General features: G+C 67.1%; 13 protein-coding genes. 6 read left to right on the top strand and 7 right to left on the bottom strand.

From position 1 onward, the window contains the following. The first annotated feature begins 10 nt into the window (after positions 1-10). From ACFY9I_RS08950 to ACFY9I_RS08930, 5 genes are all read left to right on the top strand, one after another. Positions 11-523 carry a R3H domain-containing nucleic acid-binding protein gene (locus ACFY9I_RS08950; RefSeq protein WP_390998581.1) on the top strand — a complete coding sequence of 171 codons (513 nt, stop codon included), beginning with the start codon at positions 11-13 and terminating at the stop codon, positions 521-523. A 116-nt stretch (positions 524-639) separates the two neighbouring features. Continuing rightward, positions 640-1356, top strand: a complete 717-nt coding sequence (gene rsmG / locus ACFY9I_RS08945; RefSeq protein WP_390998578.1) for a 16S rRNA (guanine(527)-N(7))-methyltransferase RsmG — start codon at positions 640-642, stop codon at positions 1354-1356. Positions 1357-1643: 287 nt separating this feature from the next. Beyond that, positions 1644-2717 (top strand): AAA family ATPase, encoded by a 1074-nt coding sequence (locus tag ACFY9I_RS08940; RefSeq protein ID WP_390999156.1) that lies wholly within the window; start codon positions 1644-1646, stop codon positions 2715-2717. Continuing rightward, positions 2714-3811: a ParB/RepB/Spo0J family partition protein gene (locus ACFY9I_RS08935; protein ID WP_390998576.1), complete on the top strand. Its 1098-nt coding sequence runs from the start codon at positions 2714-2716 to the stop codon at positions 3809-3811. Before ACFY9I_RS08940 ends, ACFY9I_RS08935 begins: the two co-directional genes overlap by 4 nt. A 326-nt stretch (positions 3812-4137) precedes the next feature. Next, positions 4138-4755 carry a GNAT family N-acetyltransferase gene (locus ACFY9I_RS08930; RefSeq protein ID WP_390998574.1) on the top strand — a complete coding sequence of 206 codons (618 nt, stop codon included), beginning with the start codon at positions 4138-4140 and terminating at the stop codon, positions 4753-4755. A gap of 91 nt (positions 4756-4846) precedes the next feature. Here ACFY9I_RS08930 and trxA read toward each other — a convergent pair whose 3' ends face one another. From trxA to ACFY9I_RS08895, 7 genes are all read right to left on the bottom strand, one after another. Beyond that, positions 4847-5179, bottom strand: coding sequence for a thioredoxin (trxA, locus tag ACFY9I_RS08925; RefSeq protein ID WP_045558506.1), 333 nt, complete (start codon positions 5177-5179; stop codon positions 4847-4849). Positions 5180-5220: 41 nt separating this feature from the next. Then, positions 5221-6192 carry a thioredoxin-disulfide reductase gene (gene trxB / locus ACFY9I_RS08920; RefSeq protein WP_390998572.1) on the bottom strand — a complete coding sequence of 324 codons (972 nt, stop codon included), beginning with the start codon at positions 6190-6192 and terminating at the stop codon, positions 5221-5223. A gap of 179 nt (positions 6193-6371) precedes the next feature. Continuing rightward, a complete protein-coding gene (locus ACFY9I_RS08915; RefSeq protein WP_390998569.1) occupies positions 6372-7277 on the bottom strand; it encodes an anti-sigma factor family protein in 906 nt (301 codons plus the stop codon). Beyond that, positions 7274-7987: an RNA polymerase sigma factor SigM gene (sigM, locus tag ACFY9I_RS08910; RefSeq protein WP_390998566.1), complete on the bottom strand. Its 714-nt coding sequence runs from the start codon at positions 7985-7987 to the stop codon at positions 7274-7276. The genes ACFY9I_RS08915 and sigM overlap by 4 nt, the downstream gene beginning before the upstream one ends. Before the next feature lie 24 nt (positions 7988-8011). After that, positions 8012-9739, bottom strand: a complete 1728-nt coding sequence (locus tag ACFY9I_RS08905; protein WP_390998563.1) for a protein kinase family protein — start codon at positions 9737-9739, stop codon at positions 8012-8014. A gap of 117 nt (positions 9740-9856) precedes the next feature. Beyond that, entirely contained in the window at positions 9857-12094 is a 2238-nt protein-coding gene (murJ, locus tag ACFY9I_RS08900; RefSeq protein WP_390998560.1) for a murein biosynthesis integral membrane protein MurJ, read from the bottom strand. 47 nt (positions 12095-12141) lie between these two features. After that, positions 12142-14550 (bottom strand): DUF6049 family protein, encoded by a 2409-nt coding sequence (locus ACFY9I_RS08895; RefSeq protein WP_390998557.1) that lies wholly within the window; start codon positions 14548-14550, stop codon positions 12142-12144. Positions 14551-14785: 235 nt separating this feature from the next. Between ACFY9I_RS08895 and ACFY9I_RS08890 the strand changes: the two genes are divergently transcribed. Beyond that, positions 14786-16225: a CCA tRNA nucleotidyltransferase gene (locus ACFY9I_RS08890; RefSeq protein ID WP_390998555.1), complete on the top strand. Its 1440-nt coding sequence runs from the start codon at positions 14786-14788 to the stop codon at positions 16223-16225. Positions 16226-16340 lie beyond the last annotated feature (115 nt).

Genomic DNA, 16340 nt, shown 5'->3' with positions numbered 1-16340 from the left:
AGCCCATCCCGTGACGGAAGGCACCACCTCCGCCGCCTCCGAGGGTGGCGACACCCTGACCCGCCTGGAGCAGGAGGGTGAGATCGCCGCGGACTACCTGGAAGGTCTGCTGGACATCGCCGACCTCGACGGCGACATCGACATGGACGTCGAGGCCGACCGTGCCTCTGTCTCGATCATCAGCGACTCCGGCAGCCGCGATCTGAACAAGCTCGTCGGCCGTGAGGGCGAGGTGCTCGAGGCGCTCCAGGAACTCACGCGCCTCGCCGTGCACCGCGAGACCGGCGACCGCAGCCGTCTGATGCTGGACATCGCGGGCTACCGGGCCAGGAAGCGTGCCGAACTCTCCGAGCTGGGTGCCAAGGCCGCGGCCGAGGCCAAGAGCACCGGTGAGCCCGTGAAGCTCAAGCCGATGACGCCCTTCGAGCGCAAGGTCGTGCACGACGCGGTCAAGTCCGCGGGCCTGCGCAGTGAGTCCGAGGGCGAGGAGCCGCAGCGCTTCGTCGTCGTGCTTCCTGCCTGATTCGGCACGTACGTTCCTTCGGCCCCGTCTGCCCGCAGGCGGGGCCGAAACTTTGTCAGCCTGTTGTTCTGGTGTCAGCGCCCAGTGCGCTCTTGCGGTACGGAAGGACGGTCCCCGTGACGGAGGCAGCGGAGCTTCCCCCTGCGCCCGAGCAGGCGCGCGACGTATTCGGCGATCGCTACGCGGACGCGGTCCGATACGCCGAGCTCCTTGCTGAGGCGGGAGTGCAGCGGGGACTCATCGGTCCCAGGGAGGTGCCCCGCCTGTGGGAGCGGCATCTGCTGAACTGCGCGGTGCTCTCCGAGGTCGTGCCCGAAGGGGTGACGGTCTGCGACGTCGGCTCCGGTGCGGGACTGCCAGGCATTCCGCTGGCCCTGGTCCGGGACGATCTGAAGATCACGCTGCTTGAGCCACTCCTGCGGCGGACGAACTTCCTGACCGAGGTCGTCGAACTTCTGGGTCTCGACCATGTGACCGTCGTCCGGGGCCGGGCAGAAGAGGTCCTCGGGTCACTGCAGCCGGTCCATGTGGTGACGGCACGGGCGGTGGCACCACTCGATCGACTGGCCACCTGGGGCATTCCATTGCTGCGTCCTTACGGAGAGATGCTGGCGCTCAAGGGGGACACCGCCGAGGAGGAGCTGAAGAGTGCCGCCTCGGCCCTGAGTAAGCTCGGTGCGGTGGAGACCTCCATCCACCATGTCGGAGAAGGCGTGGTTGATCCGTTGTCCACCGTCGTCCGTGTGGAGGTCGGGGAGAGCCCGGGTGGGGTGCGCTTCGCGGCCAAGCGGGCGAAGGCGGCCAGGACTGGGCGAACACGTCGACGCCGATGAGGTTGATCTGGACGTTCGCTGATCCGTCCTGAGGACGAGTCGTACTCCACACAAGCTTCCAAACCTACCCATCTCGGAGTGTCGCGCGGGCGTGGCCTGTGCCGCTGGGCATCGTGTTTCACGTGAAACGTCGCTCACTGCTGCACGGCATCATCAGTCGTGGCCGCGCCGCGGCCGAACCGCGCGACCGGAAGCCTCTCGGGTCACTCGGAGAGGTGGCGGAGTTTTCCACAGAGGTGGAATTCTCCACAGAACCCCAGGCCTCACTGGTTCATGACCCCGAAGACATGGGAGGCTCTGTTCATTGCGAGCCTGAAGTCGAGGAGAGTGAATCCTTGCGGTCCGACGCCAACATCGCGGGACCGATGACCGATCCGGTCCCCGGTCCCCGTACCGAGTCGATGGGGGAGGATGTTTCACGTGAAACACCGCCCCCGATGGACGACACTCCCATCGGTCGTGCTGCCCAACTGGCGGTAGAGGCTCTGGGCCGCGCCGGCGAAGGATTGCCCCGGCCTGAGCAGACCAGAGTCATGGTCGTCGCCAATCAGAAGGGCGGCGTCGGCAAGACCACGACGACAGTCAACCTCGCCGCTTCGCTTGCTCTACATGGCGCCCGTGTCCTCGTGGTCGACCTCGACCCTCAGGGCAACGCATCCACCGCGCTGGGCATCGACCATCACGCCGAGGTGCCGTCCATCTACGACGTGCTGATCGACAGCAAACCGTTGGCGGAAGTCGTCCAGCCCGTTCCTGATGTGGAGGGTCTCTTCTGCGCCCCCGCCACGATCGATCTCGCCGGTGCGGAGATCGAGCTGGTGTCCCTGGTGGCCCGTGAGAGCCGACTGCAGCGAGCGATTCAGGCGTACGAGCAGCCCCTGGACTACATCCTCATCGACTGCCCGCCCTCGCTCGGTCTGCTGACGGTCAATGCCTTGGTCGCCGGCCAGGAAGTCCTCATCCCCATCCAGTGTGAGTACTACGCGCTGGAGGGCCTCGGTCAACTGCTCCGTAATGTCGACCTGGTACGGGGGCACCTCAACCCTGTCCTCCATGTGTCGACCATCCTGCTCACCATGTACGACGGCCGGACGCGCCTTGCCTCCCAGGTCGCCGAGGAGGTGCGCACCCACTTCGGTGAAGAGGTGCTGCGGACGAGTATTCCGCGCTCGGTCCGTATCTCCGAGGCACCTAGCTATGGGCAGACGGTGCTGACCTACGATCCAGGATCGAGCGGTGCCCTCTCCTACCTTGAGGCGGCACGAGAAATCGCACTGAAGGGCGTGGGCGTGGGCTATGACCCGACGCACGCTCATATCGGTGCTCAGAACAATCCGAGTGTGGTGGAGGGGATCCAGTGAGCGATCGACGGAGGGGGTTGGGCCGTGGTCTCGCCGCACTGATCCCAGCGGCCTCGACAGGAGAGAAGGAGTCTTCGGCAGCGGGAGCGTCCGGATCCACACCACCGGCCGCGACATCTGTCTTCACCCCCGAGCGTGGGGTGGCGACCTCGAAGCTGGCTGCTCTCCCGCCTGTTTCACGTGAAACAGAGGAGCTCTCGACCAACGGCGCGATGGATCTGCCCGCAGCACCCATCGGCGCCTACTTCGCCGAGCTGCCTCTCGACTCCATCACTCCGAATCCCCGCCAGCCGCGCGAGGTGTTCGACGAGGACCTCCTCCAAGAGCTCGTCACGTCCATCAAGGAGGTCGGCCTCCTCCAGCCCATCGTCGTACGGCAAGTGGGCCCGGCCCGCTACGAGCTCATCATGGGTGAGCGGCGCTGGCGAGCCTGTCATGAGGCCGAGCTGGAGGCGATTCCCGCGATTGTGCGGGCCACGGACGATGAGAAGCTTCTCCTGGACGCGCTCCTGGAGAACCTGCACCGTGCCCAGCTGAACCCGCTGGAAGAGGCCTTTGCCTACGACCAGTTGCTGAAGGACTTCAACTGCACGCACGACCAGTTGGCGGACCGTATTGGTCGGTCCCGCCCGCAGGTCTCCAACACCCTGCGTCTGCTGAAGCTTTCGGCCGCGGTCCAGCGGAGGGTGGCCGCCGGTGTGCTCTCGGCTGGTCACGCCCGGGCGCTGCTCTCAGTCGAGGATTCGGAGGAGCAGGACAAGCTGGCTCACCGGATCGTGGCCGAGGGACTCTCGGTCCGAGCCGTCGAAGAGATCGTCACGCTCATGGGGTCGCGGCCCAAGGCCGCCTCGAGGTCCAAGGGACCACGAGCCGGCTCGGTGCCCTCCCCGGCACTGGGCGAGCTCGCGACCCGGCTTTCGGATCGCTTCGAGACGCGAGTGAAAATCGATCTGGGTCAGAAGAAGGGCAAGATCACTGTGGAGTTCGCCTCCACGGAGGACCTTGAGCGGATCCTGAACACGCTCGCTCCGGGCGAGAAACTCGCCCTTCAGAGGAGTCTCCTGGACGACGACTCGGAGGACTCGGAGGACTGAGTCTTCGAATAGGCAGGACAGCCTTCGGCTGGTCGACCGCATCAGCGGGCTGTGTCCGATGTATACCGGACACAGCCCGCTCTTTGCTTTCAGGCGGTGTCTCAGCAATCTCATCGTGGATACGATGCGTGCGGGTATGGCGCATCGACCTGGCGGATCTTCTGTGGAGAGGCGGGGGCCATGCGAACCGTGAGCCGTTCCGGACTGGTGACCGCAGGACTGGGGCTGGGGGCGCTCGGCGGCTTCGTCGGTAGTCTGCTCAGGGAGCGGAGCGCTCTGACAGCCGCTCGCGACGCCGCGGGCGAAGGAAGCGAGGAACAGCCTTCATGGGGCGTCGGCTCGTACCGCTCACGCTGGACAACCTTCAGGACCTTCCCAAGCGCTGCCGCTCGTGCGTCTTCTGGGAGTTGGACCCAGTCAGTGGCGCGGCCGCGGTAAAGGCGGGGACCCCTGCCCTGGAGAAGGAGGCATGGATCTCCGCCGTCCTCCTGGATTGGGGGTCCTGCGGTCGGGTCGTCTACGTGGACGAGGTACCGGTGGGCTTCGTGCTGTATGCGCCTCCGGCCTATGTGCCCCGCTCCACCGCGTTTCCCACGAGCCCGGTGTCTCCTGACGCGGTCCAGTTGATGACCGGCTTCATCGTGCAGGGATACCAGGGGCAGGGACTCGGACGGGTGATGGTGCAGACGGTTGCCAAGGATCTGCTGCGACGGGGATTCAAGGCGATCGAGGCCTTTGGAGACGCGCGGTGGAAGGAGCCGACGTGTGTCCTTCCGGCCGACCATCTGACGGCCGTCGGCTTCAAGACGGTCCGCACTCATCCGACTCATCCCCGGCTGCGCTTGGAGCTGCGTACGACACTCTCCTGGAAGGAGGACGTCGAGCTGGCCCTGGACCGGCTACTTGGGGCCGTTCAGAAGGAGCCGGTGCTACGGCCGCTATGAGCGAACGAGCCTCGCTTCAACGAGCAGGCTCATGGCAAAGCGAAGGGGCCAACCCGAGTGGGTTGGCCCCTTCGCTGTTTCACGTGAAACATCACTCGGCGATGAAGTCCTCAAGGTCACGGACGATCGCGGCCTTCGGCTTGGCGCCGACGATGGTCTTGGCGACCTCGCCGCCCTGGTAGACGTTCAGCGTCGGGATGGACATGACGCCGTACTTCGCAGCCGTGGCCGGGTTCTCGTCGATGTTGAGCTTGACGATCTCGATCTTGTCGCCGTACTCCTGGGCGATGGCTTCGAGGGACGGCGCGATCTGGCGGCACGGACCGCACCAGGCGGCCCAGAAGTCCACCAGGACGGGCTTGTCGTTCTTGAGGACGTCCTGCTCGAAGGAGTCGTCGGTCACGTTCTTCAGAGTGCCGGCCACTGAGGGCTCCTAACTGGTTGGTGCGGTGGGGCGGGAGGGGGTCAGACGGTGGTCTTCTCGGGCTCGGCGGCCTGCTCGCCGTCGGCGAGGGCCGCGAGGTAGCGCTCTGCGTCGAGGGCGGCGGAGCAGCCGGTGCCGGCTGCGGTGATCGCCTGGCGGTAGGTGTGGTCGACGACGTCACCGGCGCCGAAGACACCGGTCAGGTTCGTCCGGGTCGACGGCGCGGCCACCTTCAGATAGCCCTCGTCGTCCAGGTCGAGCTGACCCTTGAAGAGTTCCGTGCGCGGGTCGTGACCGATCGCGATGAACAGACCGGTCACCGGCAGGTCGGAGGTCTCGCCCGTCTTGGTGTTGCGCAGCTTCAGTCCGGCGAGCTTCTGGTCGCCCTGGATCTCGGCGACCTCGCTGTCCCAGATGAAGGAGATCTTCGGGTCGGCGAAAGCACGCTCCTGCATCGCCTTGGAGGCACGCAGCGTGTCTCGGCGGTGGACGACGGTCACCGACTTGGCGAACCGGGAAAGGAAGGTCGCCTCCTCCAGAGCGGTGTCACCGCCACCGATCACGGCGATGTCCTGGTCCTTGAAGAAGAACCCGTCACAGGTGGCGCACCAGGAGACACCACGGCCGGAAAGCGCGTCCTCGTTGGGCAGCCCGAGCTTGCGGTGCTGGGAGCCGGTGGTGACGATGACGGCCTTGGCGCGGTGCACGGTTCCCGCAGTGTCCGTGACGGTCTTGACCTCGCCGCTCAGGTCGACGGCGACGATGTCGTCCGGGACGAGCTCGGCACCGAAACGCTCGGCCTGGGCCCGCATGTTGTCCATGAGGTCGGGGCCCATGATGCCGTCCCGGAAGCCGGGGAAGTTCTCGACCTCGGTGGTGTTCATCAGCGCGCCACCTGCGGTGACGGCTCCTTCGAACACCAGCGGCTTCAGCGACGCGCGCGCGGTGTAGAGCGCCGCCGTGTAGCCGGCGGGCCCGGACCCGATGATGATCACGTTACGGACGTCGCTCACGGCTTGGTTCCTCGTCTCTGGAGACTGCTGCGTTCTGCCGGTGGGAGCTGCTCTTGGAACTCTCACCCCACCCAACGGATCCTAAGGGGCGTCCATTCCCGGTGTGTCCGGGCACACGGAGACAGGACACCGCACAGGGATGCCATGGGCCATGGGCGGCACAGCGTGGAAGACGGTTCTCAGGGGCGGTCGTAGGACCGTTTCACGAGAACATCACCGGAGAGCGCCGAGGCCTTGTCCAGGCAGGAGGCGTCGACGACGTAGGCCGTGACGCGTGAGGCGTCGGAGCGGTCCGGCAGCAGCACGAGATACGCGGCGGCTCCCCGATAGGTACCCGGCTCGGAAGCGATCGCGCCGGTGATGTCGCCGATGCCCTTCGCGATACAGACGGGCACGTCGGTCTTGAAGACCGTCTTCGTGTTCTTCTCAGGGGACGTCGCTGTCCCGAAGGTGTCCTTGTCCCGCGTGCCTTCGGCCCCGGTCTTACTCAGGAGGTCATCAACCCGCTTCTCCAGCTTGACGCCGGAGAAGATGGGAGAGGCCTGTGTCGGAGTTGAGCTCGGAGGAGCGTCGCTGTCACCGATCGACTGGACGAACACCGCACCGAATCCGAGGGCTGCGATCGCGAAGGCGGTGCCGAGGGCAGTCCTGCGGCGGTTGCGGCGCTTCTGGCTTGTGCGTCCAGGGCCGGTGGACGCGCGTGGACGACCGGCAGGGCGATCCACCACAGGTGATGTTTCACGTGAAACATGCGCGTCGCCCTCGCCCACCGCCGCGTGGGAGGCGCTGGCAGCGGCATGCTCCCCAGGTGTCTCGTGTCCGGGTGCCGTCGCGTTCAGCAGGGCTTCTGCGGCCAGTGCGGCGTCGATGCGTCCTGCCACATCGTCGGGCATCCGCACAGGGCCCGGCAGGGTGCCCAGCGTGCCGCGGATCTCCTCCAGTGAGGCGTACACGTCGGCGCAGAGGGGGCACTCGTCCAGATGCCGACGGACATCCGCGGTACGCGAGGGGGTGAGCAGACCCTCGGTGAGGTCGGAGATCTCCGTGATCTCCGGGTGTCCGGCCGTGTCAGTCGTGGATGTCACGCTCGCCCACCTCCGCCCTTCACAGCTGCTGAATCGCTTGGCCCTGCATCATGTGGTCCCGCTGCGAGTGGGACGGATGCCCCCTGAGCCCGGTTCCTTCCACTCACCGACTTTCTGCCGCCCGCACCCTCTCCGTCGGTGCGGAGGTGGGACAGAAGCGGCAGAAGTCTGGCTCTGCCACGGGCGCAGCGGCTTTTCACGGTGCCGGTCGGCACATCGAGGATCCGTGCTGCCTCCGCCACCGGGTAGCCCTGCATGTCCACCAGGACCAGCGCCGCGCGCTGATCCAGGGGCAGGGTGCCCAGGGCCTCCCAGAGCTGGCGATGCAGATCGTTGCGCTCGGCCGGTGCTGAAGCCGCCTCGTGCGGCTCCAGGAGCTGCTCCAAGCGCTCTGTGTCGTCGACGGGTGATGTCTTGCGGGACGCCGCCTTGCGAGCACGGTCCAGACAGGCGTTGACCGTGATGCGGTGCAACCAGGTGGTGACAGCCGACTGTCCACGGAACGTGTGGGCGGCCCGATAAGCGGACACCAGCGCGTCCTGCACGGCGTCGGCGGCTTCCTCACGATCCCCCAGGGTCCGCAGCGCCACCGCCCACAACCGGTCGCGGTGGCGCCTTACGAGCTCACCGAAGGCATCGGGGTCGCCCTGGACATGCCGGGCCAGGAGATCCTGATCGCTTGCCCCGCTGTGGTCAGCGCCGTGCGCCACCGGATCCCCCTTCCTCGTGCCCTCTCAGCCCGTGAACTTCACGTCAGTGATCGCCTGCTTGTAGCCGGGGTCGCTGAACTGGTCGCCACCGGCCTTGGGTACATCCGTGAGCCAGACGAGAACGTATCGGGTCTTCACCGGTTTCTTGGCGGAGATCTTCAGTTCCGTCCCGGTCGTCGTGTTCGTGGCGATCTTCGTCATCGAGCTGAGTGGAGCGGACGACGACAGCGAGTCGGCCCCGTAGAGGGTGGCCGTCGTGCGGTCGCCGGGGTAGTACAGCCTTATCGAAGCCGCTGACACCTCCTGGACCGAACCGAGGTCGTAGACGATGCCGACGCCCTGCTTGTACGGCGCCAGCGTAGGCCCGCCTTGGAAGGAGTAGGTACGCCAGTACGTCGAAGCACTGCTGTCGTACGTCAGTCCCACGTCGTTCGCGTGCTGGGGCTTCCCGTCCGGGTAGTACTCCGCGGCGCCCTTGATGCTGAGCGTCGTGACCGGCTTGGCCTTGTCGGTGTCCTTGTTGTTGCCGTCCGGCGTCTGGCTTGTGTCCGGCTCGCTGGACTGGTCCCTGCGGTTCATGAGCGCGTCGGCGAGTTGCCAGCTCCCCAGACCCAGCGCGGCGATCAACAGCGCCGAGACGGCCCACTTGAGGACTTTGCCGGTCCGGCTCTGCAACGGGGGCGGCGGAGTCTGCAGCGGCTGGGTGGCACCCGGGTGCGCCGTCTGCCGACCGTACGACCCCTGCTGGTACGTCGTGCGCTGATAGTCCGGCGGCGCGGTGAACGCGGGCTCCGGCGGGCGGATGCGGGGCATCTCACCGATCGCCTTCACCAGCTCCTCCGGCGTCGTGCACGGGGAATCGTGGCGGGAAGCCGTGGCGCCGTCATTGACGAGCGCGCGCATGGCGAGCTCCGACAGCCCTCGATGGACACCGGCCCGCACCTGGTCGGGTGCGATGAGTCCGACCCCCTTGGGGAGGCCGGAGAGGCCGTGCGCGTCGTTGTCGTAAGGCCAGCGCTGGGTGAGTGCCGCGTACAGCAGCGCGCCGATCGCCTCCGTGTCCGTGCGCTGCGGGCTGTCCGAGCCGATGCCACGCAGCGCGGCGTTCACCGCGAGACCGCGGATGCGCCACTGACCGGCGGCGGAGCGCAGCACGGCGCTCGGGTTGAGCCGCAGATGCGAAAGGCCCTCGCGGTGCGCGGCGGCCATGGCGTGGGAGACCTGGCTGACCATCTGGTACGCGTCGTGCGGTGCCAGCGGGCCGGAGGCCAGCAGCGCCGTCAATTCCGTGGCGTCCGGAAGCCACTCGTGCACCACGTACACGAGGTCGTTCTCCTCGACCGCGTCCAGTACCTGGACGAAGCGGGGATCACCCAGCAGAGCCGAGGAACGAGCCGCCGCCAGCACGGAACGGGCGCGCGTGTGGTCGGAGGGCAGCACATGCACCCCGACCGCACGGCGCAGTTTCTCGTCCACCGCGCGCCAACTGCTGAAACCGTCCAGACGGGTGACGCACTCTTCGAGTCGGTAGCGTCTGGCGAGTTTGTGGCCGCTGTGCAGTTCGGGCGGTGTCGTCTTCGCAGGGGTCTCGGTACCGCCGCTCCCCTGTTCCTCTTCGCTCGCCGAGCTTTCCGTGTCCCGCTCCCGGTTCTGGGCCTCCCCGTCGGCCGTGGACTGGTCCGCCTGTGCGGTCAGCGGCTCTTCGCCACTGTTGTCTGCCACGTCGACGGCAGCCGTGCTCCGTTCCGCCACCGTCGTTCCTGCCTCCCCATCCGTTGAGCGCTCTGCGACGCCAAGCCAATTGTGCCCACAGTCCGCCGCTATGAGCGACACGCGACGACGGACGATGGTTGTGCGCGTACCCCAGCCTCAGCGCCCCAGCCGCCCACGGACCATGCCGACCATCGAGTTGAGCTCTTCGATGCGCATGCGCCGCGCGGCGACGTAGAAGACCCCGAGCAGAACGATTCCTCCTCCGACGAGTGCGAGCATCGAGCCGCCGACGCCCTGTCCCAGGGCCCGGCTGATGCCGTAGCAGGCCGCGCCGCTGAGCAGTGCCGCGGGCAGCGAGGCGATCGACAGCCGCGCGTATGTCCGCATGACCCTGGCTCCGTCGAGGTCTCCGCCCAGCCGCTTCTTCAGCCGTCGCCACGCGACTCCGACGCCGGTCATGTAGGCCAGACCGTACGAGGCTGCCATGCCGACCACGGCCCAGCGGGCCGGGATCACGAAGAAGCAGACCGCGGAGGCACTCGCGTTGACGGCGGCGACGATGACCGTGTTGTAGAAGGGCGTTCGGGTGTCTTCGTACGCGTAGAAGGCGCGAAGGACGACGTACTGCACGGAGTACGGGATCAGGCCGAGTCCGAAGGCCATCAGCATGAAGCCCATGTTCGTGGCCGAGCTGATTCCGGACGAGCCGAAGATCAGCGTGCACATCGGGACGCCGAGCGCCACGAAACCGAAGGCGATCGGCACGATGGCGACCGCCGTGGTGCGCAGGCCCTGTGAGATGTCGTCACGGACGGCGCCGGCGTCGTCCTCGGCGGCCGAGCGCGAGATGCGCGGCAGGAGGGCGGCCATGAGCGAGACGGTGATGATGGCCTGTGGCAGGCCCCAGATGAGCTGGGCGTTGGCGTAGGAGGCGAAACCCGTGCCCTTGACACCGGCGTCGATGCCGGCGGCGGTAGCCAGCTGGGTGACCACGAGCGCGCCCGCCTGGTTGGCGAGCACGAACAGGATCGTCCACTTGGCGAGCATCGCGGCCTTGCCGAGGCCGTGACCCTTCCAGTCGAAGCGCAGCCGCAGCCGGAAGCCGGTCTCCCGCAGGTACGGGATCATAGCCAGGGCTTGGACCACGAGGCCCAGGAGGATGCCGATGCCGAGCAGCCGCACACCCTCCGGCGGGATGTTGCTCACCTGCATGTTCGAGTCGGCCGCACTGCCGTAGACCCAGAGGAACGCGCCGAGGGTAACGATGATGACGATGTTGTTCAGGACCGGAGTCCACATCATCGCGCCGAAACGACCACGGGCGTTGAGGATCTGACCCATCACCACGTGGATGCCCATAAAGAAGATCGAGGGCAGGAAATAGCGGGTGAATGTGACGGCGACTTCGTTGGCTGCGGGGTTGTTGGCGACTCCCACCGACAGCGCGCGGACCAGAAGCGGTGCGGCGAACATCGCAAGGGTCGTGAGGAGACCGAGGATCACCATGACGAGCGTCAGCAGCCGGTTGGCGTAGGCCTCGCCGCCGTCCTCGTCATCCTTCATGGCGCGTACGAGCTGAGGCACGAAGACTGAGTTCAGACCACCGCCGACGGTCAGGATGTAGATCATCGTCGGCAGCTGGTACGCCACTTGGAAGGCGTCGCCCAGTAGGGACAGACCCAACGCTGAGACGATCATCGCCGAGCGGATGAAGCCCGTGAGGCGCGAGACCATGGTGCCCGCCGCCATCACGGCACTCGACTTCAGCAGGCCCGAGGCCCGCCCGCCCTTCTTCGCGGCAGGTGCGGGTGCGGGTGGGGGCGTCGGAGCTGGGGCGGACACCGGCTCCTCGTAGGTCGGGCGGCCCGGACCGGGCGCCGGGGCCGGGGTCTGACCGGGAACGGACGGCTGCCCGGGAGGAACATGACCGCTCTGCTGCTGGTCGCGAAAGAGATGGGCGAATGCGTCCGGCTCGTGGCGCTCCTCGCCGGCCTGCGTCACCAGGTCGTCCACCCCGACGAACTGGGTCGTGCGGGCGTCGTCGCCGTACGGCAGATGCCGTGTCGGCCCGTCCGGCTCGGGCGCCGGCGTCTGGGCCCACACACGAGGGTCGGGGGCGTACTGCGGTGCCGACGGCTGCCCGTAGAGCGGCTGGTGCGGCTCGGGGGCGCCCTGACTCGGCGGCGGATGCGCGGCACGGTCGTAGAGCGCCTCGGCCACCGGGTCCGGTGCACCCAGGTCCTGGGAACGGTAGGGGTCCTGGGCGTAGGCGTCCTGGAGGTACATGTCCGCCGGAGGTTGCGGCGGCACCTGGCCCGGCCCGGGCAGCGGGCCGTCGGGATACCCCGAGTCGGCCGCGCCCTGGCCGCGGTCACCGTCGTACGGCGCGTTCATGGTTACCCCACCTCATCGTCCCCGGGCCAACCGGCCACGACAATCGCTCAACGGTCCACTCTCTCACCCGTGCCGGACGGGTCGGCGTTTCCCGGAGCGGTGTCCGGTGCCGGGTCACTCGGGTGCTCCGGCTCGTCCGTCCCTGGCTTCACCGGGGACTGCTCCTCGGCAGTGTGTACGAGTGAGGCCGCTCCGGCGTTCGCGTCATCGTTCGGCGAGGTGCCCTCCGGCGCGTTGTCGTCCGTCGAGGCCCCCTCCGTCCCCAGCCGCGCGGCGGCGCGCTTGCGCTGTGTGTACATCCGGAACCCCGCGAGGACGAGGAGCAGGACGCCACCGGCGATGACCAGCATCACCGTGGGAGTGATCTCCGTGACGTTCACGACGAAGGTGACCTCGTCACCGTACTTCTCACCGTCCGCCGTGTAGAGCTGGGCGACGACGGTGACCGGTCCGTTGGCCTCGGCGTTCGTTGTGAACTTCACCGACTCGCTGTGCCCGCCGGAGATGTCCACGGACCGTTCGTCGAAGGAATAGTCACCGATCTTCAGACGCTTCGGGGCCTTCGAGGTGAGGCGCAGCGTCAGCCTGTCGACGCCCTGCACGAGGTTGTTCTGCACCGTCACGGGGATCGTCGCGCTACGGCCCGAGAGCTTGGTCTCGGACTTCTCGATCAGCCGTACCTGGCCGGTGAGCGAGTTGAGATACGACTGCACGTCGTTGCGGTAGACCGCGGCCTCCATGGAGTGGCCACGCCAGGAGGTGGACATCTCCCGGTCCATGCTTCTGCCGAAGGGGGTGACCACACGGGACTGGTCGGAGAGGATCACCTTGAAACGGTCGAGGTCGGTTTGGGTGTCCTGGATCTCCTCGAACGCCGACTTCGGCAACGACGGCTTGCGCAGCGACGAGGGGTACGCGGAAGCCGGCGGGATCCTGGTGTTTGCGCCCGGATCGGGCTTCGCGGCAGCGGCCGCGGACAGTTCCTGTGTCTGCGACCACGTGCCCCCTCGGAGCGCCGTCAAAGCCTGCGCCATCGTCTGCGCCTGGCTCGCGGACGGCATGCGCTGCGGGGCGATCACGATGCTGCGCTGCTTGTTGTTCTGGAGGTCCGTCATCAGGCTTTGGGCGAGGAACCTCTGTACCGCCAAGGTGGAGCTCTCGGCTTTCGTCATGTCGCCCTGGAAGGCCGTCGACAGCCGGGCGTCCGCGACCACGGCCGTGGTGCCGCCACCGATGGGCCGTGCCGCGTTGGGTGTGTAGGACAGACCGCTGTTCTCCTGCAGGCTGTCGCTGCGGGCGATCACCTTGTCGGCGCCGGCGGAGATGGCGACCTTGACGATCGACGGGTCGACGGCGCCGTTCACGGGCCAGGCGAAGTCCGTCTCAGGCACCACCCGGAGAATGTTCTCGACTGTGTCGGAGGCCACATCAGTGGCGTCCTTCAGGCGGCTGAGAGAGCCGGTGACCTTCTTGCCGCTGTGGGCCAGCGACGCCAGATCGGGGTCCGCGAAGGGGAGAGCGATCACCTCCTCGCCCTGCACCGCCGTTTCCAGTTCCGCAAGCCATTCCCTGGCGACGGCTTCGTTCTTGCCGGCGACGGTGGTGTTCCCACTCCGGACCTGGTAGCTCTCCGTCATCGCCACGACGGACGCCAGCAGGTCCGGATCGATCACCCAGGTGATGTCGAGGTCCTTGCCCAGCGTCAGCATCTGCTCCAGGCGTCCGCCTGGCGAAATCTCCTTGGCCAGGTCGTCATTGAGGAAGACGGGGGTCTGCTGCTCCCCGGGCCCTGTCTCGGCTGTGAGATGGGTGGTGGAGATCAGAGGCCAGAGGTACGTCGTCTTCGTCTGCGTGCCCGCCTCGTCGGGCTGCCACGGCAGGAAGGTGCGCTGGATGCCGAGGACCTGGTCGTACGGAGCTGTGGATGTCTTGCCCGAGACCGACACTCCGAGCTGGTAGACACCGTCCGAGCCGAGGTCCAGCTCCTTCACGGGCACCGAGATGGTGAAGGGCTGGGCCACACCGGAGGTGAGACTGGAGAACTTCTCCACGTACTTCCCGCCGACCTCCTCGCCGTCGGTGTACTGGTCGAAGCCGGTTCGCTTGGCGGCGTCGTCGATCGCCGAGCGGCCCGTGATGGCCGCCGAGGCCACGCGCAGGCCCACATGGGCCTCTGTGACGGTCTGCTTGCCCTTGTTCGTGACCGTGCCGGAGACCGTGACCGTGTCGCCGTCGGTGGGCACGCTGGGGCTGAGCGAGTCGAGGGAGACCTCGACGGTGTTCGCCCCCGTGGTGGCGGCCGGGGAGGTCTTCTGCGTCGCCTGCGCGTACGGGGCCGTGGGGAGCTGGAAGAGGCCGGCCAGCAGGGGCGCCCCGGCGAACAGCGCTCCAGTGCGCAACAGCCACCGGCGGGCAGGTGAGGGACTCATCCCCTGGAAGTCTGCCGCCTCGGCCACGCGCTCGCCCGTCCCTCGTCGTCGTCAGTGGTCGTCGAAATGTGCGTCCACGCATGGTAACGATGTGCGCCGAGGGGAAGTGCCGCGGTCCGCTCCACAAGATCGGCGGCGCGGCCGGGCTGTCCCCGTATGTGCGCGTATCAAAGGGGTCGGCGACGGGGTCACCCGCGCGAAGCCCTTGTGCACGTTCAATGGAGGCGACCGCTGCCACCGGGGCCCCGTACCCTTTTCTGTTGTGCCGAACGCCAACGAAGACATCAGTGCCCTGAGCCAGGTGCAGCACCGCGCGGTGAGTGAACTGCTGAGGGTGTCCCCTGTCGCCGACGACCTCGCCCGCCGTTTCCAGGAGGCCGGGTTTTCGCTCGCCCTGGTCGGCGGCTCGGTCAGGGACGCACTGCTCGGCCGGCTCGGCAACGATCTGGATTTCACCACAGACGCTCGCCCTGAGGACGTGTTGAAGATCGTGCGTCCTTGGGCGGATGCCGTATGGGAGGTCGGGATCGCCTTCGGCACAGTGGGGGCGCAGAAGGACGGCTACCAGATCGAGGTCACGACCTACCGCTCCGAGGCGTACGACCGGACCTCGCGCAAGCCCGAGGTGTCGTACGGCGACTCGATCGAGGAAGATCTCGTCCGCCGTGACTTCACCGTGAACGCGATGGCGGTGGCCCTTCCCGAGAAGGAGTTCATCGACCCCCACAGCGGGCTCGAGGACCTCTCGGCCCGTGTGCTCCGTACCCCGGGCACACCTGAGGAGTCCTTCTCCGACGACCCGCTGCGCATGATGCGGGCCGCACGGTTCGCCGCGCAGTTGGACTTCGAGGTGGCCCCCGAGGTCGTCTCGGCGATGACCGACATGGCCGGTCGTCTTGAGATCGTCTCGGCGGAGCGCGTGCGGGACGAGCTGAACAAGCTGATCCTGTCCACCCACCCTCGCAAGGGCCTCTCCCTGCTGGTCGACACCGGTCTCGCCGAGCACGTCCTGCCGGAGCTGCCGGCGTTGCGGCTGGAGCGTGACGAGCACCACCGGCACAAGGACGTCTACGACCACACTCTGATCGTCCTGGAGCAGGCGATCGCGTTGGAGGAGAGCGGACCGGACCTCACCCTCCGGCTTGCCGCGCTGCTGCACGACATCGGCAAGCCCCGCACACGCCGCTTCGAGAAGGACGGCCGGGTCTCCTTCCACCACCACGAGGTGGTGGGCGCCAAGATGACCAAGAAGCGCATGACGGCCCTCAAGTACTCCAACGAACTCGTCAAGGACGTCTCACGCCTGGTCGAACTGCACCTGCGCTTCCATGGTTACGGCACCGGCGAGTGGACCGACTCCGCTGTCCGCCGCTATGTGCGCGACGCCGGCCCGCTGCTGGACCGACTGCACAAGCTGACACGCTCCGACTGCACCACCCGGAACAAGCGCAAGGCGAAAGCACTCTCTCGCGCGTACGACGGTCTGGAGGAGCGCATCGCCCAGTTGCAGGAGCAGGAGGAACTGGACGCCATTCGCCCTGACCTCGACGGTAACCAGATCATGGAGATCCTGGGTGTCGACCCCGGCCCGGTGATCGGCCAGGCGTACAAGTTCCTGCTGGAGCTACGGCTGGAGAACGGGCCGATGGAACACGACGAGGCAGTGGCGGCACTCAAGGACTGGTGGGCTCAGATGCCGTAGGTGTTGTTGCGGTAGATCCTCCGTGACGTCCTGATGTAGCGAGGCGGTGCGATGTTTCACGTGAAACATTACACCCCCACGGGAGAAAATGAGAAGACACATAAGGGGGGGGGAG

The organism is Streptomyces sp. NPDC012510, assembly GCF_042955065.1.
Classification (GTDB): Bacteria; Actinomycetota; Actinomycetes; order Streptomycetales; family Streptomycetaceae; genus Streptomyces.
Note: the sequence above shows the minus strand (reverse complement) of the source record. Positions and strands in the feature narration are given on the sequence as shown.